At 73.8% G+C, this 23,407-nt stretch carries 17 protein-coding genes; 12 read left to right on the top strand and 5 right to left on the bottom strand.

Annotated elements, in window-relative coordinates:
• Positions 1–17: 17 nt before the first annotated feature.
• Both ACZ5K7_RS22700 and ACZ5K7_RS22695 read right to left on the bottom strand, forming a co-directional pair.
• The gene (locus tag ACZ5K7_RS22700) at positions 18–1,049 is read right to left on the bottom strand and encodes a methyltransferase (RefSeq protein WP_468915569.1); all 1,032 of its coding nucleotides are present in this window, start codon (positions 1,047–1,049) and stop codon (positions 18–20) included.
• Positions 1,050–1,472: 423 nt separating this feature from the next.
• On the bottom strand, positions 1,473–2,246 hold the full coding sequence (locus ACZ5K7_RS22695) for a LysR family substrate-binding domain-containing protein (protein WP_351698707.1): 774 nt from the start codon (positions 2,244–2,246) through the stop codon (positions 1,473–1,475).
• Between the two features lie 126 nt (positions 2,247–2,372).
• On the opposite strand from ACZ5K7_RS22695, the gene ACZ5K7_RS22690 reads away from it, so the two are divergent.
• The 7 genes from ACZ5K7_RS22690 (at position 2,373) to ACZ5K7_RS22660 (ending at position 16,454) form a co-directional block, all read left to right on the top strand.
• Complete coding sequence (locus tag ACZ5K7_RS22690) at positions 2,373–2,765, top strand: DUF5997 family protein (RefSeq protein ID WP_351698705.1); 393 nt, start codon at positions 2,373–2,375, stop codon at positions 2,763–2,765.
• 211 nt (positions 2,766–2,976) lie between these two features.
• Entirely contained in the window at positions 2,977–3,831 is an 855-nt protein-coding gene (locus ACZ5K7_RS22685; protein ID WP_468915567.1) for a DUF4132 domain-containing protein, read from the top strand.
• Positions 3,828–8,777, top strand: coding sequence for a hypothetical protein (locus ACZ5K7_RS22680; RefSeq protein WP_468915565.1), 4,950 nt, complete (start codon positions 3,828–3,830; stop codon positions 8,775–8,777). Before ACZ5K7_RS22685 ends, ACZ5K7_RS22680 begins: the two co-directional genes overlap by 4 nt.
• Positions 8,778–8,853: 76 nt before the next feature.
• On the top strand, positions 8,854–10,017 hold the full coding sequence (locus ACZ5K7_RS22675) for an ATP-binding protein (protein WP_468915563.1): 1,164 nt from the start codon (positions 8,854–8,856) through the stop codon (positions 10,015–10,017).
• The gene (locus ACZ5K7_RS22670; RefSeq protein WP_468915703.1) at positions 9,975–13,529 is read left to right on the top strand and encodes a vWA domain-containing protein; all 3,555 of its coding nucleotides are present in this window, start codon (positions 9,975–9,977) and stop codon (positions 13,527–13,529) included. The genes ACZ5K7_RS22675 and ACZ5K7_RS22670 overlap by 43 nt, the downstream gene beginning before the upstream one ends.
• Positions 13,526–15,370, top strand: a complete 1,845-nt coding sequence (locus tag ACZ5K7_RS22665; RefSeq protein WP_468915561.1) for a hypothetical protein — start codon at positions 13,526–13,528, stop codon at positions 15,368–15,370. Before ACZ5K7_RS22670 ends, ACZ5K7_RS22665 begins: the two co-directional genes overlap by 4 nt.
• 163 nt (positions 15,371–15,533) lie before the next feature.
• On the top strand, positions 15,534–16,454 hold the full coding sequence (locus tag ACZ5K7_RS22660; RefSeq protein WP_468915560.1) for a helix-turn-helix transcriptional regulator: 921 nt from the start codon (positions 15,534–15,536) through the stop codon (positions 16,452–16,454).
• Here the strand turns inward: ACZ5K7_RS22660 and ACZ5K7_RS22655 are convergent.
• Entirely contained in the window at positions 16,439–17,701 is a 1,263-nt protein-coding gene (locus ACZ5K7_RS22655) for a DUF4241 domain-containing protein (RefSeq protein WP_468915558.1), read from the bottom strand. The genes ACZ5K7_RS22660 and ACZ5K7_RS22655 overlap by 16 nt on opposite strands.
• A gap of 148 nt (positions 17,702–17,849) precedes the next feature.
• Between ACZ5K7_RS22655 and ACZ5K7_RS22650 the strand changes: the two genes are divergently transcribed.
• On the top strand, positions 17,850–18,590 hold the full coding sequence (locus tag ACZ5K7_RS22650) for a class I SAM-dependent DNA methyltransferase (protein ID WP_468915556.1): 741 nt from the start codon (positions 17,850–17,852) through the stop codon (positions 18,588–18,590).
• Positions 18,591–18,648: 58 nt separating this feature from the next.
• On the opposite strand, the gene ACZ5K7_RS22645 is transcribed toward ACZ5K7_RS22650, so the two are convergent.
• Both ACZ5K7_RS22645 and ACZ5K7_RS22640 read right to left on the bottom strand, forming a co-directional pair.
• Entirely contained in the window at positions 18,649–18,912 is a 264-nt protein-coding gene (locus ACZ5K7_RS22645) for a hypothetical protein (RefSeq protein ID WP_351698690.1), read from the bottom strand.
• Between the two features lie 44 nt (positions 18,913–18,956).
• On the bottom strand, positions 18,957–19,433 hold the full coding sequence (locus ACZ5K7_RS22640) for a MarR family winged helix-turn-helix transcriptional regulator (protein ID WP_468915555.1): 477 nt from the start codon (positions 19,431–19,433) through the stop codon (positions 18,957–18,959).
• A 171-nt stretch (positions 19,434–19,604) separates the two neighbouring features.
• Between ACZ5K7_RS22640 and ACZ5K7_RS22635 the strand changes: the two genes are divergently transcribed.
• The 4 genes from ACZ5K7_RS22635 to ACZ5K7_RS22620 all read left to right on the top strand — a co-directional run bounded on the left by ACZ5K7_RS22635 (position 19,605) and on the right by ACZ5K7_RS22620 (position 23,307).
• Entirely contained in the window at positions 19,605–20,825 is a 1,221-nt protein-coding gene (locus tag ACZ5K7_RS22635) for an MFS transporter (protein WP_468915553.1), read from the top strand.
• A 184-nt stretch (positions 20,826–21,009) separates the two neighbouring features.
• Positions 21,010–21,792 carry an aldo/keto reductase gene (locus ACZ5K7_RS22630; protein ID WP_468915701.1) on the top strand — a complete coding sequence of 261 codons (783 nt, stop codon included), beginning with the start codon at positions 21,010–21,012 and terminating at the stop codon, positions 21,790–21,792.
• Between the two features lie 85 nt (positions 21,793–21,877).
• On the top strand, positions 21,878–22,897 hold the full coding sequence (locus tag ACZ5K7_RS22625) for an aldo/keto reductase (RefSeq protein WP_468915551.1): 1,020 nt from the start codon (positions 21,878–21,880) through the stop codon (positions 22,895–22,897).
• A complete protein-coding gene (locus tag ACZ5K7_RS22620; RefSeq protein WP_468915549.1) occupies positions 22,894–23,307 on the top strand; it encodes an SRPBCC family protein in 414 nt (137 codons plus the stop codon). The genes ACZ5K7_RS22625 and ACZ5K7_RS22620 overlap by 4 nt, the downstream gene beginning before the upstream one ends.
• Positions 23,308–23,407 lie beyond the last annotated feature (100 nt).

Here is a 23,407-nt window from a genome sequence, read left to right as displayed (position 1 = left end):
CCCTGGGCCAGGATCTTCTAGGCGGCCACCGCCTCCATCACCGAGAGCACGGTCGAGGTCGGCACGACCCTCGACAGCTTCAGACCCGCGGACTCGAACAGCGTGGCGAACTCCGGCTCGGTGCGTTCGCGGCCCACCAGTGCCGCCATCAGCAGCAGGTCGAGCGCCTTGGCCTGGTGGGGTGCGTTGCCCGGCGGGACGACCGCGTCGACGGCCAGGATCCGCCCGCCCGGTGCCAGGGCGGTGCGGCAGCGGTCGAGGAGGGCCACGCACTGTTCGTCCTCCCAGTCGTGCAGGATCCGCTTGAGCACGAGGACGTCACCCTTCGGCACGGCGGTGAAGAAGTCGCCGGCCTCGATGGTCCAGCGTCCCGCGGTCCCGGGCGTGTCCAGCCGGTGTCCGGCCAGGACGTGCGGCCGGTCGTACAGCACGCCGTGCAGACCGGGGTGGCGGTCGAGGACCGTCAGCAGGAAGCCGCCGTGCCCGCCGCCCACGTCCACGACCGTCCCGCCGGCCGGGAAGTCGCAGGCGGTGGCGATGGGCTCGTTCTCGGCGTCGGACATCGCGGCCATACCGCAGTGGAAGACGTCCGCGGTGTCCTCGTCCTGCGCGAAGTAGTCCCAGAACGGCAGCCCGAAAAGGTGCTCGAACGCGGACGTGCCCTCGCTGACACAGCGGCTCAGGTCGGCGGTCGGCAGCCACATGCTGCGGTCGGTGTTCATCAGGACGGCCGAACGCGCCGAGCAGGGCGCGTCGCTGCGCAGGGCGTCACCGGCGGAGGTGAGCCGGAAACGGCCGCTCGCGTCCTCCTCGAAGACACCGCGCGTGGCCAGCAGCCGGAGTACCCGGTACAGGCTCCGTGCGTCGGTGCGGGTGGCCGCGGCCAGCTCGGCCGCCGTGCGGGGGCCGTCGGCCAGATGATCGGCCACACCGACGACCGCGGCGGCACGCAGGGCCGCCGGGAACAGGTAGCCGAGCGATTCGTTGACGAGGAACGCGGACGAGGTACGGGGGTCGACGGCTTCGTCCGGGGCTACTTCGGGGCTCACGGGCGCCTCCAGCGCTGATCTCCGGGATGTCCGCAGGCATCGTGACATCGCGAGGGCCCAGGTTCGGGGAGGGTGATCGGGGCGCGCGGAAGCAGTCCGGGAGCGGGCCCGGGTCAGCCCCGGCGGATCCCTTACGGCGTACGACCCGAGCCCGATGACCCGCGGCCCACGCCCGGCTGACGGGCGACTCCTGGCCCACTGGCCCGCGGCCCATGACCGGCTGACTCACAACTCACCGCCTGCCGGGTCGCGGCCCACGACCGCCCGGCCCACCGCCCACCGAGGCGCGGCCCACGACTGCCCGGCCCACCACCCACCACCCACCGAAGCGCGGCCCACGACCGCCCGGCCCACCACCCACCACCCACCGAAGCGCGGCCCACGACCGCCCGGCCCACGGCTCACCGCCCGCCGGGGCGTGGCTCATGAGCGGCGGCGGGGTTTTCCGCGCTTCGCGGGCTTGGCGGACTGGGTGCGCTTGGGGCCGCCGGCCCGGCCCTGTGCGCCACGGCCCGCCGCGGTCGCCTTCTGCGGCCGTTTCGGCTGCGCCCGCGTCTCCTGAGAGCCCTGGGGCGTCTGTTCGGTCTGGCGGCCGCGTGTGCTGTTGACCGTGCGGCCGCGGACGATGCCGATGAAGTCCTCGACCAGGTCCGTGGTGGCCTCCTCGGGCCAGGACAGCGCGACGGTCGACCGGGGGGCGTCGGTGAGCGGCCGGTAGGTGAGGTCCCGGCGGTGGTGGAGACGGGCCAGCGACTGCGGGACGACGAGGAGGCCGACGCCGGCGGCGACCAGTTCGACGGCGTCCTCGGTGGTGGCCGGGCGCTCGAAGGCGGGCTCGCCGGGCGGCGCGTCCCAGTCGAAGACATCGTCCAGGGGATGGAAGAGGACCTCGTCGGCGAGGTCGGCGACGGTGACCTCCTCGGCCGCCGTGATCACGTGGTCCTTGGGTACGACGACCACCGAGGTCTCGGTGTAGAGGGGGATCGCGCTGAAGAACGTACGGTCCACCGGGAGCCGTACGAAACCCGCGTCCGCGTCACCCGCGCGCAGCATGTCGGACGCCTCGGCGGCCGTGACCTGGTGGAGGCTGAGGGGGATGCCTGGCAGGCGCTCGTGCCAGACGCGTACCCACTTGGCGGGCGTCACGCCGGGGACGTACGCGAGCCGGAACGACGGTGTTTCCTCCGAGCCTGTCACCTGGCCAGGTTAACCGGCGCGGGGCGGCAGCCCCGCATCGGCCGGAGACGGCGGCCTCGCATGACGGTCGTGGCCCCGCGTCCGCCGTGGTCGGCGCTTTCCTACCCGGCCGATACCCTTGGCCTCATGAGTTCGCACCAGACCACCCAGACGATGAAGCCCGCGACCGCGGCGAAGAAGCTGGGTGTGTACCTGCCCGCCACGCCCGCCGCCTTCCAGGAGGGTGCCGTCTCGCGCGCCGAGCTGACCGAGCTCCAGGCCGACCCGCCCGAGTGGCTGCGCGAGCTGCGGGCCAACGGACCGCACCCGCGTCCGGTGGTCGCGGAGCGGCTGGGCGTGTCCATCGCGGGGCTGGCCCGCGGCGGAGTGACCGAGCCGCTCACCACCGAGCAGATCGAGGAGCTCAAGCGCGAGCTGCCCGAGTGGCTGGCGAAGGAGCGCGCCACCCAGGCGGAGGTCCGCAAGGAGGGCGCGCGGCTGAAGAACCTGAAGCGCGAGAAGGAGGCGGGGCAGGGCTGACGTCCTAGCCCGACTGACTTCCGCACGGCCCCGGTCCAGGCGTCTCCGCCTGGACCGGGGCCGTTCCGGTATCCCGGCTCACACCTCTCAGCACCCCGTGTCACCGCTGATGAGCTGCGGTTTCCCCCGTCGTTGTGGACTGCGGAGGGCGTTGTCAGTGGTCTCCCCTACAGTCGCCATCACTTGATCACTGCGGTGCGGGGAGGCACGCATGGGGTGGGTGACGGCCGGGGACTACGAAGTGGCCCTGGACGACGGGAAGGTGGTCTGCCGCAACGCGGCGGGGCGGCGGCTGAAGTCCGTGCCCGCGAAGCTGGCGGACGATCCGGCGGTGGTGGGACTGCGGCAGCTCGCCGAGTGGCTGGAGCGGCACGAACGGCAGTGCCTGGCGGATGTGGAGCGGTGGTTGACCCGTTCGCTGCCGGTGCCGCTGGAGGTCCTCGCCCGCGTCTGGCCGGACCCGGCCCGGCAGGCGGCGCTGCGTGACCTGGTGGTCACGGGCGCCGACGGCGAGGTCGCCGGGTTCCTGCGGGACGCCGACGCCGAGCGCGGGCTCGGCCTGGTCGACCTCGACGGCGACACCGTGCGCATCGCCCCCGACCTGGTCCGGCTGCCGCACCCGGTGCTCCTCGAAGACCTGGAGGAGCTGCGGGAGTTCGCTGTCGAGCTGGGCGTCGAGCAGAAGGCCCAGCAGCTCTTCCGTGAGGTCTGGCACCGCCCTGCCGCGCTGGACGCGGACGCCGCCCAGGTCGAGGAGTACGCGGGCGGGGTGTTCAAGGAGCTGCGCTTCCTGCACGGCAGGGCCACGCAGCTGGGGTACCGGGTGCGCGGCGGCCACGCGGTGTGCTCCGTGCTGGAGGAGGGCCGCGGGGTCGAGGCCCGGGTCTGGGTCGGCGATTTCGACGCCTACTACGAGACCGAGACCGGCCCGCTGGTGTGGACCGATCCGGCGGGCCGGACCCTGAAGCTCAGTCAGGTCGGCCCGGTCGCCTGGTCGGAGGGCATGCGGATGGCGGCGGCGCTGTACGCCGGGCGGGACATCGAGGACGAGGAGCGGGCGGCATGACCACGTACGACGACACCACCACGGCCACGCTTCTCGACGCCGGCGCGATCCTGCCGTCGGGCACGACCCGGCGCGAGGACGCCGACGTCCTGACCGCCCGCACCTACACCCACCCCGCCCTGGACGACCGCCCGGTGGTGCGCCTGGTGCCGGGCACCCTCGGCGAGGCCGAGGACCTGGCCCTGGAGTTCCTCGGCCTCGCCCGGGAGCCCGAGGCTCCCGAGGTCGGTCAGGTGCGCCGAAAGACGCTGGGCTTCCCCGCCTGGGCGCTGGTCCACGACCCGGCCAACGGCCATCACGCGCTCGCCCTGGTCAAGGACGTCGAGCGGCTGGCCCGGCAGGCCAAGTCCAAGCCGGGCAACGCGAAGGAGGGCTTCGAGGCGCTCGGTGAGCGGCTGGGCCGCGCGGTCCCGCACTTCCTGCCGACCTTCTACGAGCAGGCCGCGCGGGTCTTCCTCCAGCACGAGAACACCACTTACGCGGCCGCTTTCTTCGGCAAGGCCCGTGAGGCCGAGCGGGTGCACGCCCTGGCCGTGGACGAGGAGCGGCAGCGGGCGGTGTTCCTGGAGTTCGCCTTCGCCGGGGCGCTCACGGTCAAGGCGCTCAAGGAGTACGTGAAGGACCTCGCCCGGCGGCTCGAACCGGCCACCGCCTGGGCGCAGTTCCGGCAGCTGACGGTGGAGCGCTGCGCGGCCGGGATGCCGCCGTACGCCTCGCTGCCGCAGGACGCGCGCGGGCTGATCAAGGCGGCGGGTCTTGACCGGGTCGCCGAGGAGTGCGCCCTGATCGCCGACCTGCTCGCCTCCCCGGCCGCCGTACGGGCACCGGCGTCCTTCTGGAACGCCTATCGCGGCGTGCTGCCGGTCCTCGCCGGGCAGCGGCCCGAGATCCGGGTGCGGCTGCTGGAGATCATGCCGGCCGGGCTGGGCCGGGAGGTGGCGGACGACGAGTTCTGGCTGGCGCTGCTGGCCGAGTGCGGGGCGGACCTGCTGCTCACCGACGAGGGCGGGGACGTGGACGCGGCGGACTGGCTGAGCCGCTGGGCCCAGCACCGCAAGCACGGGTCGGCGTACTCGCACCGCTCCCCCGCGACTCTGGCGCTGGTGGAGCGGATGGCGCCCCGGCTGCGGGCGGCCGGACGGCCCGTGGACCTCTTCACCGGGCGCTGGCATGCGGGGGCCGACCCCGATCTGCTGGACCTGTGCGTGGTGGAGGGCGTCGCGCTGGCCGTTCCGGACGCGGACACGCGTGTCCATCTGCCGTTGGACAGCTGGCTGCGCGACGAGCGGCCCGGGCAGCGGGATCTGAAGGCCCTCGCGGCCGAACCCCGTTACCGGACCCTGCTGTTCGAGGCCGTCGAAGAGCTGGGCCGGGGTCAGGGGCCCGCGGTTCTGCCCCAGGTGGCCGCGCATCCGGTCCTCGGCGACGTCCTGCGCGAGTGGCTGCAGGAGGCGACCGCGGAGTTCGCCGCCGCGACCGGACTGCCCGGCGCCGACGCGAAGCTGGAGCGGCTGCGCCCCTTCCGGGCAGTGGTGCAGGACAGCCCGCTCGCCGTCCGACGGCTCACCGGGTACGACGTCGTCCCGGTCCTCGGCCGTACGCTCCGCGCCGGAATCCTGGACGAGCTGGGCTGGCCCGCGCTGGAGGAGGCGCTGGAGCTGCTCGATTCCGAGGTGCGCAAGGACCAGGACAACGGGCTGTCGGTGACCGAGGCGTGGCCCGCGCTGATCCTGGCGCGCGGTCACAAGGCGATCGTGGTCGGTCCCGAGGGGGTGCTGCTCACCCACGACCTGCGGTTGCCGACGGACCTGGACCGCTGGCGGCGCCCCCGGTTCCGTTACGTCGACGGCGAGTTGCTGGTGCTGTGGCGGGACGGCTCGAAGCAGCACGGTTACTGGTCGAACCGCCCGTCCGAGGTGTTCCCGCTCGGCGGTGAGCAGATCCCCTCCTGGGGGCCGGCCATGGACGCGGCCCATGCCTCGGTCCCGCTGCCCGGTGGCGGCCGGGCCACGGGCGGCCGCACCCTGCACGCCGGGGACACGGTCCTGCCGCCGAGCCGCCCGGTGCTGGGCGACGGCACCACCTACTGGCGTCAGGGCAGGCAGGGGCGGCAGTCGGTGTGGCTGGAGTACGACCCGGCGACCGGCGAGCACGGACGTGCCTCGCTGCCGGCGCTGCTGGCCTCGGCCGTCCGCGAGGACGCCGCGCTGCTGCACGGCTCCTGCGAGGTGCTGCCGCTGCAACCCGGTCTTGAGCACAGCCCGTTCGGTACCGACGGCACGGTCCTGGGGCGCTGGGTGCGCACGGAGGGCGAGGGCACTGAGGCGCGGACCGTCGCCGGTACGCCGGACGGGCGGACGGCGACCCTGCGGGCGGCCCGCAACGGCCGGGTTCCGGGGGTGCCGCTGGGCGCGCTGCGGCTGCCGGGCGGGGCCGAGCCGATCGCCGCGCAGATGTACCAGAGCATCGCCCTGCACACGGGCGACGGCACCGAGCTCGGGCGGATGTCCTTCGGCGAGTCCGGCGGGGCGTACGCGGCCGGTACCCGGCTGGTGCCGCCGGTCGCGTTCTGGCACGCGCTGCGCCCCCGCAACGAGCGGGGCTCGGGCGTGCTGCGCGCCCTGACCGACGAGGCGGCCGGTGCGCTGATGCGGGCGACGGGCACGGCGCTGGACGAGCGCCGGCAGGCGCTGGCCCGGGCCGGACAGGACGACAGGGCGAGGGCCGCGGTGCCGGCCGCCGACGACGTCGCCCTGGCCGCGGTGGCGCAGTCGCTGCCCGGACTGGCCGACCGGCGGCTGCTGACCGGTGTCACCTCCCTCGTCCGCGCGGCGCTGCGGGTCGCCGAGTCGGCCGCTTCCCTTGCCACGCCCCCGAAGGAGCGGCCGCGGCAGCCCCGGCAGCGGACCGAGGGCATGTTCGCGGACTACTCCCCGGAGCACGGCGGGGACCGGGCGCTGCACGACGCCGTCGCCGGAGTCGTGCCCCTGCAGAACGCGTGGCAGAGCGGCTGGGCCGCGCTGCGTCAGATCCGCTCGGTGAACCACGTGCTGTCCGGCAGGCCCGCCGACGGCAAGCCGCTGCCGGGACACGAGCGGCTCGACGCCGTCGGCGACGGCTGGCTGAGCGACGAGCACACCGTCCCCGGCATCGGGGCGATCTGGCCGGCCGTTCTGGGCGCGCTGCGGCCGCTCGCCTACCGCGCCGCCTCACCGGCCCTCGCCGACGTCCAGCGCGAGCCGCTGCTCCTGCTGTTCGAGGCGCTGGCCGAGGGTCCGCTCCCCGGGCTCGGGACCACGCTGCGCGAGGTCGTGCTGAGCGAACCGCACGACAAACAGCAGCGGACGGGTCAGGTGCTGCGCCGGGACGGCCGTACGGTGGTGATACTCGGCTGCCAGAGCGTGGACGTCCGGACGGACGAGGTCGAGTGGCTGGCCCTGGACCACGATCCGTCCGGGGCGTTCGGTGCCGTCGGGCACTTCACGCTGGTCCGGGAGACCCGGCACGCCACCGGGATTCCGGCGGACCGGCTCGCGGCCCTGACCCGGCTGATCCGGGAGAAGGGCGCAGCGCCCTGGCGGCCCGAGGCTCCCGAGGCGCTGGTGGCCGCGACCCACGGCGGGCTCGGTCCGCTCCAGGCAACCGTGCTGCTGGCCGGCCATCCGCAGGCACCCGGCGCCGAGGGCCTTGCCACCATCGGCCTCAAACCTCGTCAGCGCGGCTTCGGTGCCGAGCTGTTGAACTCGCTGGGCCTGGACGAGCAGCGGGAGCTGCTCGGCGCGCTGCTGCCGGACGACCCGGCCGAGCTGTGGACGACCGGCCCCGGCACGGCGGCCGCCGCCCGGCTCTGGGCCGAGCGCCTCGGCACCCTGGTGCGCCTGCCGGAGGACCTCTGCACCGATCTCGCCGGCATGGGCGTCGGTCACGCCGAGGCCGTGCTCAACCCCGCGCGGACCCCCTGGCTCAGCCGCACCACGGTGTTCCGGCCCGACAAGGACGGCGACCTGACGGCCGCCGACCCGTCGGCGGTGCCCGGTTCGTATGCGCTGGCCGGGAGCGTGGAGAGCCTCGCGGCACTCGCGTATCTGCTGCCGTACGGGCATCCGCTGCGGGCCGGGCTGACGGACGGGCTCACCGCGCTGCGCCGTCGGCTGGCCGACCCCGAACTCCTGCTCGACCTGGGCCTGGACTGGACGGAGAAGGGCGGCCCGACCTCCGTCCAGCTGCGCAAGGTCTTCGGCCTGCCCGAGTCCGGCGGCGCCGACGCCGACGGGCTGACCCGGGCCGGTGACACGCTGGTGCTGCGCCCCTGGTACTCGGACACGGAGCACGTGATGGTCCGGCCGGCCACGCTGAGCGGACCGGACGACTCCGTCTTCGGGCTTCTGGAAGGGCTGGTCGGCGAGGGGCGTACGACCTGGCTGCGCGCCGTCCGGACGATCCTCGGCGACGACCTGGCCCGCGCCCTCGCGGCCGAGGGGCCCGCGGGGTACGCCCAGGACCCCACGGTCAGCGTGCCCGAGCTGGTCGCCGAGGTCGCTTCGGCCCATGGTCTCGGTGCGGACGCGGCGGCGCTCTACCTCCAGTTGCTGGCCCTGCCCGACCCGACCGACCGCAACTGCGCGCGCTGGACCGGCTGGAAGCCCGCGCGGACGAAGAGGGCGCGCGCCGAACTGGCGGCGAGCGGACTGGTCGTCGAGGCCAAGCGCCCGCGTGCCGGCCGCGCCCTCTTCCTGCCCGGCGGCTGGCGCGACCTCAAGGCCCCGGCCCTGCCGGTGGAGACCTGGAAGGAAGCCCTCTACCCGGTCTCCGACGGCGACCGCACCCTGCCGCTTGTCCCGGTGCCGGAGCTGTTCGCCCGCGCCTGGCAGCGCGTGCGGGCCGGGGACGCGCCCGCGTACGAGCAGCTGACCACGCGGGCGACCCGCGCCGGCCGCCGCCGATGACCCCGCTCCGCGCCACCACCCGCACGCGTACCGCCACCGGCACCACCACCCGTACCACCGCGAAGGACGACCACCGATGACCGCCAGTGCCGCTCCGCCCCGCCAGATCGTGCCGCCCGAGGACCGGTACGCCACCGAACTGGCCTTCCTCGCCGCGTACGACGACGGGCCGCGCCCGCCGGCCTGGCGGCTCACGCCCCGGGCCGTCGTCACCTTCGTCATGGGCAGCGGCGGCCAGGCGCTGCGGCTGCCCGACGGCGCCGAGGTACCGGCGGGAGTGCCGCGCCGGCTGGTCGTCGAGGGCAAGTTCGTCGGCGACCGGGCACTCGTCGAGCGCTGTGTGGTGACGCTCGCGGGTGAGCGGGGTCTGCTGCTGGTCGGCGAGCCCGGCACCGCCAAGTCGATGCTCTCCGAACTGCTGTCGGCCGCCGTGTGCGGCACCAGCGGACTGGTCGTCCAGGGCACGGCGGGCACGACCGAGGACCAGCTCAAGTACGGCTGGAACTACGCCCTGTTGCTCGCCCAGGGCCCCAGCCGGCAGGCCCTCGTCCCCTCTCCGGTGCTCACCGCGATGTCCCGGGGCGCCGTCGCCCGCGTGGAGGAGGTGACCCGCTGTCTGCCCGAGGTCCAGGACTCCCTGGTGTCACTGCTGTCCGAGCGGCGCATCGCGGTGCCCGAACTGGCGGGCACGGACGACGCGTTGGCGCACGCCGCGCCCGGCTTCACCCTCATCGCCACCGCCAACCTGCGGGACAGGGGCGTCTCGGAGATGTCCGCCGCGCTCAAGCGCCGCTTCAACTTCGAGACCGTGGGTCCGATTCCGGACCTGGACGCCGAGACCGCGCTGGTACGCGGCCAGGCCCGGGCATCGGTGGAGCGGGCCGGGGCGCCCTTCCAGGTCGACGACGCGGTCCTCGAGGCCCTGGTCACCGCGTTCCGGGATCTGCGTGAGGGACGGTCGGCGGAGGGCTGGGAGGTGGAGCGTCCGTCCACGGTGATGAGCACGGCGGAGGCGGTGTCGGTGGCGGGCGCGCTGGCCCTGGCCGCGGCCTACTTCCCCGGGGACCGAGACGTCCTCGGCCTGCTCCCGGGTCACCTCCTCGGCGTCGTACGCAAGGACGACCCCGCCGACGCGGCCCGGCTGCGCGGCTACTGGGACGGACCGGTACGACGGCGCGCGGAACAGGGCTCGGCGACCTGGCGCACCCTGTGGGACCTGCGCACGGTCCTGGAGGCGTGACGGTCGTGACCGACTCACCCGAGGCGGCCCTCGCGGCCCTCACCGACCCTGCCGCGCCGTACCTGATCGGCGTACGGCACCACGCGCCGTCCCTGGCGGCGGCGGTGCCGGCGCTGCTGGACGCCGCGAAGCCGGACGTGCTGCTCGTCGAACTGCCGGCCGAACTGCAGGAATGGCTGCCGTGGCTGGCCCACGAGGACACCCAGGCCCCGGTGGCCCTGGCGGCGGCGCCGGCCGACGGCAGCAGTGGCCCGGCGTTCTATCCGTTCGCGGACTTCTCCCCGGAGCTGGCGGCGGTGCGGTGGGCGGCGCGGGGAGGTGTGCCGGTGCTGGCTTGCGATCTACCGCTCGCCGATCCGGCATGGCGGGAGCGGGATGCGGCCGGAGGGGGGCCCGGCCGCCTGTCGCAGGCCTTGCGCTCACGGTTGTCGGGCCGGCCGGGGGACGACCTCTGGGACCGGCTGGTCGAGGCGACCGCGCCCGGTTCGACACCGGAGGCGCTGCGGCGGGCGGCGCTGCTGACGGGGTGGGCGCTGCGGGAGGAGTCGCCTGTATCGGAGGTGGATCTGCGGCGCGAGGAGTGGATGCGTTCCCGGCTGGCCGAGGCGACGGCAGACGGTAAACGGGCCACCATGGTGGTGGGCGCCTTTCACGCACCGGCTCTGGTGGCCGACCGAAGGGGCGCGGGGCCGCATTCGACGCGCGGCTACCGCCGCGTGGGCGCGACCGGCCCCCACCCACCCGCACCCGCACCCGCACCCGCACCCGCACCCGCACCCGAGTGGACAACCTCCCTCATCCCCTACACCTACGCCCTCCTGGACGAGCGCTCCGGCTACCCCGCCGGCATCCGCGACCCCGAATGGCAGCACATGGTTCTGAAGACAGCGGGTGATCCCCCTGCCCTGGAACAAGCGTTGACCAGCGCGGCAGTCCGCATCTGCGCCGCACTCCGGCAACAGGGCCACCCCTCGGGCCCCGCCGACGCCAGGGAGATCACCCGCCTGGCCGGAGACCTCGCCCGCCTGCGCGGTCTGCCCGCAGCGGGCCGCGGTGAACTGGTCGAGGCGACACAGACCGTGCTCGCACAGGGCGAGCCCTACGGCCGGGGCCGAGCCGTCGCCCGGGCGATGGAGACCGTACTGGTCGGCACCCGCGTCGGCCGTCCCGCGCCGAAGGCGCCCCGTTGCGGCCTCGCTCCCGCCGTGGAAGCCGAGTTGGCCGCCCTCGGCCTGCCCGGCCCGGCGGACCGCGGCCCCGCCCGGGACCTTCGCCTGGACCCCCTCCGCTCTGACCTCGACCGGCGCCGCGAACTGCTGCTGCGCCGGCTGGCGTTGTGCTCGGTGCCGTACGCCGAGCACAGACCGGTGACCGGTACCGGCGGTGCCGACGCCCTCACATCACGCTGGGAGGTGCGCTGGACTCCGGCCACCGCCGCGATGCTGACGGCGGCCGGGGTCCGCGGGGTCACCCTCGTCCAGGCGGCCGAGGGCCTGCTGCGCGAGCGGAGCCGCACGGAGCGGGAGGCAGGCGGCCCCACGGCGGCGCAGGTGCTCGACGGCCTGGAGCAGGCGGCCCACTGCGGTCTGCCCGGCCTGGTGGACGAGCGGCTCGGCGACACCGCCGCCGTGCTCCCGGGCACCGGCACGCTGCCCGAACTCCTCAGCGGGCTGGCCCTGCTGGACCGGCTGCGGGCCGGTCATGTCGCCGGTCTCGACGCGGACGAGGACCGTACGGCGAGGGCGGTCGCCGTGGCCGAGCTGCTGACGGCCGCCGCGGTGCGCCAGGTGGACGGCCTCACCGGTTCCGAGGACCCGGCCGACGCCCATGCCCTGATCGAACTCGCCCATCGCGCCGACCTGTTGGGCGGCATCCGGCTCGCCGACGCGCTGGCCCGGCTGGCCGCCGACGGCTCGCCGCTGATGCGGGGTGCCGCCGGAGCCGTGCGCGTACTGCTCGGCCAGGAGGACCCGGGTGCCTTCGGGGGCAGGGTCGCCTCCTGGGTGGACGGGGCCGTCGACGCGGCGTCACGGACCGCGCTCACCGCCCGGCTGACGGGGCTGCTGACGGCCGCCGGGCGGCTGCTGGAGGCGGCCGGGCCCGCGTTGGAGCCCCTGGTCGGCCGCGTGTCGGAGCTGTCCGACCGGGACTTCCTCGACCGGCTGCCGGCCCTGCGCGGCGGTTTCGACACGTTGAGCCCGGCTGACCGCGGGCGTCTGCTGGCCGGCGTCGAGGAACGCCTCGGCACCGACCGGGTGGCCGACACCGGCGCCGTCGACCCGGCGGCGCTGGCCACCTGGACCCGCGCGGACCTCGCCGCCCGCGAGACCCTGCGCACGCTGGGCCTGTTGCCGCCGCCCCGGGAACAGGCGGAGCCCGAGCCGGCCATCCCCGTCGCGCGCCCGGAGGAGCACCGGCTGGCCCCCGCCGACCGGTGGCGCCTGCTGCTCGGTCGCCGCACCGATCAACTTCCCCAGCGGGCGCGCGCCTTGGCGACCGCGCTGGACGAGTTGTACGGCAGCGGGCGCGGCGAGGGCAGCCGGGGCGATCTCGGGGGCGGCGGCGGGCGTGAGGCACCGTATCCCGGGGTGCGGGAGTGGTCGGAGGAACTGTCGGCGCTGTTCGGGCCGGGTGTCCGGGAGGAGGTGCTGGCGGCGGCCGCGGCGACGGGCCGTCAGGACGTGCTGGCCGAGCTGGATCCGGACAGCGTGCGCCCCTCCGTGGACCTGCTGCGCTCGGTGCTGCGGCACGCGGGCGGGCTGCCGGAGGCCCGGCTGGCCGCGCTGCGCCCGCTGGTCCGGCGTCTGGTCGACGCGCTGACCCGGGAGCTGGCGACACGGCTGCGCCCCGCGCTGCACGGCACGGCGCTGCCGCGCCCCAGCAGGCGTCCGGGCGGCGGCCTCGACCTGCCCCGTACGCTGCGGGCCAACCTGGCCACCGCCCGCCGGGCGGCCGACGGCAGGGTCCAGGTGATCCCGGAGCGCCCGGTCTTCCGGACCCGGGCCCGGCGCGCCGCCGACTGGCGGCTGGTCCTGGTCACCGATGTGTCGGGGTCCATGGAGGCGTCGACCGTCTGGGCGGCGCTCACGGCCTCGGTGCTGGCCGGTGTGCCCACCCTGTCCACGCATTTCCTGGCGTTCTCCACCAAGGTCGTCGACCTCACCGACCATGTCGAGGATCCGCTGTCGCTGCTGCTGGAGGTCAGTGTGGGCGGTGGCACGCATATCGCGGCCGGGCTGCGGCACGCGCGTGAGCTGGTGACGGTGCCGTCCCGGACGCTCGTCGTCGTGATCAGCGACTTCGAGGAGGGCTATCCGGTCGGCGGGCTGCTCGCCGAGGTCAGGGCGCTGGTCGGGGCGGGCTGTCAGGTGCTGGGCTGCGCGAGCCTCGACGACTCGGGGCGGCCCCGGTACTCCACCGGGATCGCCGGACAGCTGGTGGCCGCCGGGATGCCGGTCGCCGCCCTCAGCCCGCTCGAACTCGCCCGCTGGGTAGGGGAGAAGATCGCATGAGCGTCGAACTGCCCCCGGTCGCGCCGGCGGTGACCGCCGAACTGGTCGCGGCCCTCTCTCCCCGGCTGCGCAGACGGCTGGACGCGGGCATCGCCAAGCTGGCGGACCGCCCGGTCGTCCGGGACGGCGACACCGTGCGCATCACCGTCGACGACGAGGGTTCGGTGCTCGAACTGCACGCCCCCGAGGGCGTCGTGACCGACGCGACGGCCATCCGCTGCGGCTGCCTGCTGGCCCCGGACTGCCTGCACCGGGCGGCGGCGGCTTCGGCGGCGCCGGTGGCGGACCCGGCCGCACCTGTGCCGACGGCCGACGCGGCCGTGGCGGTGCCGGGAGTCGACGAAGCCGTTGCGGTGCAGGGCGCCGACACGGTATCGGAGGCACCGGTGGCCGACGTCTCCGAGACCGCCGGGAAGCGGGTGTCCGACTCGGCCGCACCGGAGGCCCCCGCTCCCGCCTCCGCCTCCGCATCCGCCTCCGCCTCCGAGGAATCCGCGACGCCCCCTCAACTCGCTGTGGCCGAGGCGGTGTTCGCCACCGCGGCCGCCGTGCTCGACGCCGGTACGGACGGTTCCGGGGCCGTGCTCCAGGCGGAGCTGCTGCGGGCCGCGCACGCCGCGCGCCTCGCGGGGCTCCCCCGGGCGGCCACGGCGGCGGTCTCCGTGGTCACCGCGTTGCGCGCGGCCCGCGCGGCCGACCCGGCGTTCCGGCTCACCGACCTCGTCGCCGCCCTGTCGGAGACCCTGTACGTGGGTTACCGCGTTCCGTTCGCGACGGGTCCGGAACTGACGGGGCTGCGCGGTACGGTACGGCAGCCGTACGCCCTGGACGGTTCGCTGCGGCTGTACGGCCTGTTCTCCGAGCCCGTGCTGACCGCGAGCGGCTACGCGGGTGCCGTCACCTGGACCGCCGACGCCGACGGCCGTCTGTACACGGTCTCGGACGTGGCCCCGGGCGGAGCGGGCCGGGCGGTGGGCGCCGCCGACCGCGCCGTACGCATCGGCGACACGGCACTGACGCATCGTGAGTTGGCACGGGCGGGCCTCGCGGTGTCCGGGGCGACGGTGTCTTCGACCGGACGGCTGGGGGCGGGCGCGGGGGTGCGGGCCGTGCGCGCGTCCGGTGCGGACTGGCGGGCCGAGCCGCTGGACCGGCTGTGGGCGGTGCCGGTGGCCGAGCAGGTCGGGCGCGCCCTGCGCGGCGGTCACGACCTGCTGTTCCTGGAGGTCACGCCGGCCGGCGTGGTGCGTGAGGCGGCGGGCGACGGTCTGCTGGCCGACTGTGGCGGCGTGCCGCTGCGGCTGACGGCGGCGCACGACCATCCGGCACTCCCGCACCGCGACAACCTGCGGCTGCTGTCCGCCGCCCGAGGCGGCCGGCTGCGCGTGATCGCGCGTCTCGTGCCGGCCCCGCACGCCCGCGCGCAGCTGCTCGCGACCGAGCACCCGACGATCGCCGGGAGCCGTGTCGACCTGGGTCTGGACCGGCTCCAGCAAGCGGATCTGCCGGCGCCGGCGCCGGCCACCGCCGTGCCCACGTCGGAGGAGGCGCCTCTGCACCTGTTGCGCCGCCGGGTCGAGCAGGCGGCTTCGGGCGGTCGGCGGGTGCTGGCCTTCCCGGGCAACGCGGCCGTGGACATCCGCCGTCTGCACGGGCACGGTCTCGCCACGGCCGGCGATATCCTCGAGGAGTTGCTCGCCGCGGCGGCGGACCGCTCACGCGACGTCTTCGGCCGCCTGCTTCCGGCGGACCCGGGCCGGTTCGCGCGGGCCTGGCTGACCGCGGCGCGCTACGCGGACGAGGTAGACCGTGCGCTGTGCGCCGCGGCCTGGGACGGGTGACCGGGCCGACTACCGGACGCGGGCCGCCACTCCCCCGTGCCGGCGGCCCGCACGACCGGAGCCGTCGGACCCGATATCGGTGCCCGGTTGAAGCATGCGACAGCGGGCTGTCGCGTGGGTATGCGTACAACTGCGTAGGGGCAGGGGCAGAGAGGTACACGTGGTGCACGGGCTGGACAGGGCCTACGAACGCCTCACCGGGCTGGCCGTGGCCGCGTTGCACGAGCGCGAGCCCGAACGGCTGTGGCCACTGCTCGCCGACGCGCTGACCGACCTGTGCGGCGGCGAGACACTGATCTACAAGCTGGACGACTGGAACGAGGGCAACGGCACGCTCGGTATGTCGCCCGCTGCCGCCGCCGAGTTGGACCGGCTCGGCGACGGGGCGTTGGGTGTGCTGCGCTCGGGCTACCCGTTCGCCCACCACTACGCGTCCGGCCTCGGGCGTACGCCCGTCACGGCCCGGCGGCTCGCGGGCGAGGACTGGGCGGCGAGCGAGACCGCGCGGGTGCTCGGCCGGGCCCTGGACCTGGACCAGGTCCTGGCGCTTCCGCTGCCGGGGACGGTGGCGCCGATCACCGGCTGCCTGGTCTACCGCTCCGGCGCGGACTTCACCGAGGACCACCTACGGACCGCCGAGCGCGCCCAGCCGCTGCTGGCCGCCGTCGAACAGCAGCGCCAACTGCTTGAGCAGTGGCGCCGGTTGGCCGCGCCGGCCAGTGAGCCGGAGGAGCGGGCGGCGGACTGCGCGCTGACGCCCCGTGAACTCACCGTCCTGCTCCTGCTCACCGACGCCCTGACGGCGGACGCGATCGGCCGGCGCCTGGGCATCTCGGCCCGCACGGTGCACAAACACGTCGAGAACATCTACCGCAAACTAGGCACCCGCGACCGCCTCAGCACGGTCCTGCACGCTCAGCGCCTGGGCCTGGTTCCCGCGCCCGACCGGTCGGCGGCCGGAAGGCATGCGCCGGACCGCGGGCGTGCGCCGGGCCACGTGCGTCTGCCGGTCCGCGGGCAGTCACCGGGCGGTGGGCGCCCGCAGGGCAGCGGCAGGCCGCCGGAGGGTCACAACGGCCGGTAGTCCGAGAGCCATCCGGTGACCACCACGGCGGAGACCACGTCGCCGGAGGCCGCCCGGCCCAGCCACACCGACCAGGTTCCGTCGCCACCGGTGCAGAAGGAGACCAGGTCGCCGCCGGTCTTCTCGTCGGCGACCCGCAGGGTGCCGCTCCTGACCTCCTCGACGCCGTCGTCACCGTCCCCCTCGAAGTGGCGCCGGAAGGTCGCGGACAGCGTGTCCCAGCCGGAGGCGTCGGCGAAGGAGCCCTGTGCCGCGTCGGTGCCGAACCCGTAGGCGTGGCCGTCAAGCAGCAGCCGGGGGTCCTCTCCCTCTCCGAGTCCCAACTCCCAGGTGACCGCCGGTTCGTCGGAGATCAGCAGTCGTATCAGGGGTTCTTCCGTCACGGGGAAGGGTTCGCCGTAGTAGTCGCCCTCACCGACGAGCACGGCCGTCTGCAGGGGATATGCGCCGGGCGGGATGCGCTCGGTGAGTTCCCTGGGGGTGCCCGTCAGGGGGTCGGCGACCACCAGCCGGCCGCTGGGCACCCGGAGCGTGGTGATCTCCTCGACCCGGTCGACGGTCAGCTCGCCACCCTCGTTCTCGGTGACGAAGGTGTCGCAGGCGAACCGGTTGCCCGGCCGGAGGAGTTCCTGCACATCGAACTCCAGTCGATACGGCCGGGGCGCTCTCCACAGGGTGGCCGGTGGCTCCTGTCCCTGGCCGGGCTCGTCCGGGTCGGATGCCGGGAGCTCGTCCGGGTCGGATGCCGAGGGCGCGCCCTGGCCGTCGGCCGTACCGACCCCGAAGGCCTCCCGGGGAATCCACCACTGTGCTTCCGGCAGGTCCTGCCGGCCGTGCCGGGACGAGCCGGTATCGCCCTGCTCCTCGACGATGTACTCGGCCTTCTCGCCGGGAGTCAGATTCAGCGTGGTCCGCCAGGCGTCGCGGGCCCGGTCGGGCTGGTCCGGTGTGGCGTAGCGCCGCTCCACGACCTGCCGCATGAACAGCCGGTCCGGCTCCAGCAGGCGCAGGTCGAACTCGCGGGTACGGCGCCCCGACTCGTCGTACATCCAGTGCCCGACATGGTGGTCGGACCAGGCCACGAGGTATACCGCCACCGGCTCGGCCCGTCCCGGCTCCCGGTGGACCACCACATACGGTTCGCCCTCGTCGTCCCGGCGTCGTGCCCCCGCCGCCGAGAGCGGCCGGTACGGGCGGCGGGTCCCGGCGTCCCAGCCCTCCGCGTACGAGATCTCCACCGTGGTCATGTCCCCCACCCGTTCTGCCCTGGTCCGTCCGTACGACCGCTGGGGGAAAACCGTACCGACCGCCACTGACAACGCGCGGTTCAAGGGGCCCCGGGGGCCGCGATATTGCGTGGACGACGGCTCTGGCGACCCGGCAGAGTGGCCGCCCATGACGAGCAGTGAGCTGTGGAGCCGCGCCGAGGCAGAGCGCTACGACGCGGAGGAGACCGAGATGACCTCGGCGGCCGTGCTCGGGCCGACCGTCGAGTTCCTCGCCGAACTCGCCGGACAAGGGCGGGCGTTGGAGTTCGCCATCGGAACGGGCCGGGTCGGTGTTCCGCTCCGGGAACGCGGGGTGCCCGTGGTGGGCATCGAGTTCTCCGAGCACATGGCGGCCGTGCTGCGCCGCAAGGTCGACGCCGAGACGCTGCCGGTGGTGGTCGGGGACATGGCGACGACCACCGTGCCCGGCGAGTTCTCCCTGGTCTATCTCGTCTACAACACGATCTCGAACCTGCTCACACAGGACGAGCAGGTCGAGTGTTTCCGCAACGCGGCCCGGCATCTGGCGCCCGGCGGCAGGTTCGTGGTCGAGCTGGGGGTGCCGCCGCTGCGGCTGCTGCCGCCCGGCCAGGTCGCGGTGCCGTTCGACGTCTCCGCAGGGCACATCGGTTTCGACACCTTCGACCTGGTCGGGCAGATCCTCGTCTCGCACCACCTCACCCGCGACGGCGAGGACGGCCGCTACCGCCGCGACGACTCCCGGCACCGGTACGCGTGGCCGGCCGAGCTGGATCTGATGGCCAGGATCGCGGGGCTCGAACCGGAGCGACGCGTCGCGGACTGGGACGGTTCCGCGTTCACCCAGGAGTCGCCAAAACACATCTCCGTGTGGCGCAGGCCGGCGTAGCCGGTGGAGCGCGGGCTCCGGCCGGCCCCGGGCTCGGCCGCGAGCGTGGTGCGCGCCGTCACGACAGGTCGATGGGAGCGGGGTTCCACCTGTACCGCGCGTCGGCCTCGTCCTTGAGGAGAACTCCGGCCTGGGCCATCCGGTCGAGCAGGTCCACCAGCATGTCGCCCAGCGGATATCCGTCCATCCAAAACATCCGCTTCACCTTGGAGAACTTCTGGTCGCGCGGAAAGACACCGAGGAACACCCCGAGTCGAAACGCCGCAACGTCGTAGTCCAGCCAATCGGCCAGCACGTCCCTGAGTTCCGCGCTGTCTCCCACTGCGTTCTCCTCGTCCGTTCATCGAGCACCACGTGCCCAGGATCTCAGCAGCGGAAGTTCACGTTGTTCTCCGTGTCCGGTCGCCGGACGACCCGTACGAGCGGGGCCAGGTCGGGCTCCGACGCGGCGGCGTCGAGCGCCTCGCGCAGCGCCTCGTTGTTGGTCGGGCGGGCCGCTGCCAGCAGGGCGAGGCCCCTGTCGGAGACGTTGGTGTAGATGCCCCGCCGGTCGGTCGGACACAGGTAGCGGGAGAGCAGACCCCGGTCCTCCAGGCGCGTGACGAGCCGGGTGGTGGCGCTCTGGCTGAGGACCACGGCGTCGGCGACCTGCTTCATCTGCAGGTGGCCGCCGTCCCCGTCGTGCTGGCGGCTGAGGACGTCGAGCAGGGAGTACTCGCGCACGCTGAGGCCGTGCCCTGCCTGCAGGGCGCGCTCGACATGCGACTCGATCCTGCCGTGCAGCAGGGACAGCGCGCACCAGCCCTGAGCGAGGGCGGTGAGCGCGGGGTCGGTGGCGGTCATGTGGCACGTGTCCTTCCGTGAGGGCCCCGGAGTGGCCCGGAGCCCTTTCAGAGCCTCCCGAGAGCCCTGCGATGCGTACACCACTATACCGCGTTTGCAATTAACCGCGTATGCAATTATTGTGGTCGCTCGTAAGGCGCTACCGCAACGTCCCCTCGGAAGGTTACTTCCATGCCTCTCGCGCTCCTGGCCCTCGCCATCGGGGCCTTCGGCATCGGCACCACCGAATTCGTCATCATGGGTCTGCTGCCCGACGTCGCCGCCGACTTCGGTGTCTCGTTGCCCACCGCCGGATTCCTCGTCACCGGATACGCCCTCGGCGTCATGTTCGGCGCCCCGCTCATGACGGTCCTCGGCACCAAGATCTCCCGCAAGAACATGCTCATGCTGCTCATGGGCCTGTTCGTGGTGGGCAACGTCATCTCGGCCGTCGCCCCCGTCTTCGCCGTCATGCTCCTCGGCCGGGTGGTCGCCTCAATGGCCCACGGCGCGTTCTTCGGCATCGGCTCCGTCGTCGCCGCCGAACTGGTAGCCCCCGAGAAGAAGGCCGGCGCCATCTCCATGATGTTCACCGGCCTGACCGTCGCCAATGTCGTCGGCGTGCCGCTCGGCACCTTCGTGGGGCAGAGCGCCGGCTGGCGCACCACCTTCTTCATCGTCGCCGCGCTCGGCGTCGTCGGCCTCGCCGGCATAGCCAGGCTGGTCCCGGACATGCCCAGGCCGGAGGGCGTGCGTCTGCGCCACGAGGTGGCCGCGTTCAAGAACGTCCAGGTGCTGCTCGCCATGGCGATGACGGTGCTCGGCTTCGGCGGGGTCTTCGCGGCCATCACGTACATCGCGCCGATGATGACCGACGTCGCCGGTTACGCGGAGTCGTCCGTGACCTGGCTGCTCGTCCTGTTCGGCCTCGGCATGGTGGCCGGCAACCTGACCGGCGGAAAGCTCGCCGACCGCAGGCTGATGCCGATGCTCTTCACCGCGCTCGGCGGCCTGGCGGTGGTCCTGGCACTGTTCACCGCCGGTGCGCACAACAAGGTCATGGCTGCCGTCGCCGTCTTCCTCATCGGAGCCCTGGGCTTCGCCACGGTGCCGCCGCTGCAGAAGCGCGTACTGGACTACGCACACGGAGCACCGACCCTCGCCTCCGCCGTCAACATCGGTGCCTTCAACCTCGGCAACGCGCTGTCCGCCTGGCTCGGCGGCATCGTCATCGCCGCCGGCTTCGGCTACACCTCGCCCAACTGGGTCGGCGCGGTCCTCGCCGCCGCGGCCCTGGTCCTGGCCGCCGTCTCCAGCACCCTGGAGCGCCGTTCCCCCGAACGCCACTCGGCCGTCACCGCGCCGCCCCGGGCTCCGGCCGCGGCGGAGCGTCCCGTAGCCGCGGACCGCTGACCGCGCAACCGCTCACCGCGCGCCACTGACCGCGCGCCGACGGCGCGCAGCGCAGACCATCGACTACGTACCCGCAGACCATCCCCCATCGCCCCGTCACCATCGGCGATCAGCAAGATCGACAAGAACAAGGGAGAACACCGTGACCTCCATCCCCGCCGTCACTCTCAACAACGGCGTGACCATGCCGCAGCTCGGCTTCGGCGTCTTCCAGGTCCCCGACGAGGAGACCACCGCCGCCGTCGCCGGCGCCCTGCGGGCCGGCTACCGCAGCATCGACACGGCCGCGATCTACGGCAACGAGCGCGGCGTGGGCCAGGCGCTCGCCGACTCCGGTATCGCCCGCGACGAGCTGTTCATCACCACCAAGCTGTGGAACGCCGACCAGGGCTACGACACCACGCTCGCGGCCTTCGACGCCTCCCTGGACAAGCTCGGCCTGGACCAGGTCGACCTGTACCTCATCCACTGGCCGACCCCGGCCCGTGACCTGTACCTCGACACGTGGCGTGCGCTGGAGAAGCTGTACGCCGACGGGCGCACCCGCGCCATCGGCGTCTCCAACTTCCAGCCCGCCCATCTGGAGCGCCTGCTCGGTGCCGCCTCGGTAGTCCCGGCCGTGAACCAGATCGAGCTCCACCCGGGCCTCCAGCAGGCCGAACTACGCGACTTCCACGCCCGGCACGGCATCGCCACCGAGGCGTGGAGCCCGCTCGCCCAGGGCGCCGTCCTCAAGGACGACGCGGTCACCTCGATCGCCGCCGGGCACGGCAAGAGCCCGGCCCAGGTCGTGCTGCGCTGGCACCTGCAGATCGGCAACGTGGTCATCCCGAAGTCCGTCACCGAGACCCGTATCCGCGAGAACTTCGACGTCTTCGACTTCGAGCTCAGCCCGCAGGAGATCGACGCGCTGACAGCGCTCGACCGCGGCATGCGCACGGGCCCGGACCCCGACACCCTCAACTAGCCGGCCACCGGGGCCGACGCCCCACCACCGACGACACCCCCCGCTTCGTACCCCCCCACGCAGTAACGCAGATTGAGGCACCACCATGAGCATCCGCTCCTTCCTGCCGGGCCGCATCGGCTTCGGCACCGCACCGCTCGGCAACATGTTCCGCGCCATCCCGGACGAAGAGGCCGCCGCCACCGTGCAGGCCGCCTGGGACCAGGGCATCCGCTACTTCGACACCGCGCCCCTGTACGGTGCGGGCCTGGCGGAGATCCGGCTCGGCGACGTCCTCGCCGACAAGCCGCGCGACGAGTACGTCCTGTCCACCAAGGTCGGCCGGGTCATCCTCGACGAGGTGGAGGACCCCGCGAGCCGTGAACTCGGTGAGAAGGGCGCGCTGTTCGAGCACGGCCGCCCCAACAAGATGGTCAACGACTACAGCGCGGACGCGACGCTGCGCTCCGTCGAGGACAGCCTGAAGCGCCTCAGGACGGACCGCCTCGACATCGTGTGGGTGCACGACATCGCCCAGGACTTCTACGGAGACGACTGGGTCGGCATGTACGAGAGCGCCCGCACCGGTGCGTTCCGCACCCTGACCCGGCTGCGCGACGAGGGCGTCATCAAGGCCTGGGGCCTCGGCGTCAACAAGGTCGAGCCGCTGGAGATGACGCTGGACCTGGACGAACCGCGCCCCGACGCGTTCCTGCTGGCCGGCCGCTACACGCTGCTCGACCACTCGCGCGCCCTCCAGCGCCTGCTGCCCGCCGCGGCCGAGCAGGACGTCGACATCGTCGTCGGCGGCCCCTACAGCTCCGGCATCCTCGCCGGCGGCAGCCACTTCGAGTACGCCGAGGCGCCGGCCCACATCGTCGACAAGGTCGGCCGGATCAAGGAGCTCGCGCAGCAGCACGGCATCGGCATCAAGTCCGCCGCCCTCCAGTTCGTGCTGGCCCACCCGGCCATCGCCGCGGTCATCCCCGGCGCGACCCGGCCCAGCCGTATCACCGAGGACCTCGCCGCGCTCGTCCAGGACATCCCGTACGGCTTCTGGAAGGCCCTGCGCGAGCAGAAGATCATCGCGCACGACGCGCCGGTCCCCCTGAAGGACGCGTCATGACCGCCGCCCGCGCCACCCTCGACGTGCGTCAGTCCGCCGACCGGGTCTGGCAGCTCATCGGCGGCTTCGGCTCCCTGCCCGACTGGCTGCCGTACATCACGCAGAGCCGGTCGAGCGAGGGCGGCCGGCTGCGCACCCTGACGAACGCCGAGGGCGGCGTCATCGTCGAACGCCTCGAAGCCTTCGACGAGACGGCCCGCAGTTACACCTACTCGATCGAGCAGGCCCCCTTCCCGGTCACGGCTTACCGCTCCACGCTCCAGGTCGTCGACCGCGGCGGCGACGGATGCCGGGTGGAGTGGTCGGGCACCTTCACCCCGGACGGCGTCACCGACGCCGAGGCGACCGCGCTCTTCGAGGGCATCTACCGGGACGGCCTGGCCGCCCTGGCGGAGACACTCGCCGCCTGACCGGCACGGGCGACAGCCGACGAGAGGGGCCGGGGTCCCGGCGGTCCCGGCCCCTCGGTCATTCTCCGTGGTGGAGCCGTCCCCTTATTGGGTGGCGCGT

This window comes from Streptomyces sp. NPDC031497 (assembly GCF_055580905.1).
Note: the sequence above shows the minus strand (reverse complement) of the source record. Positions and strands in the feature narration are given on the sequence as shown.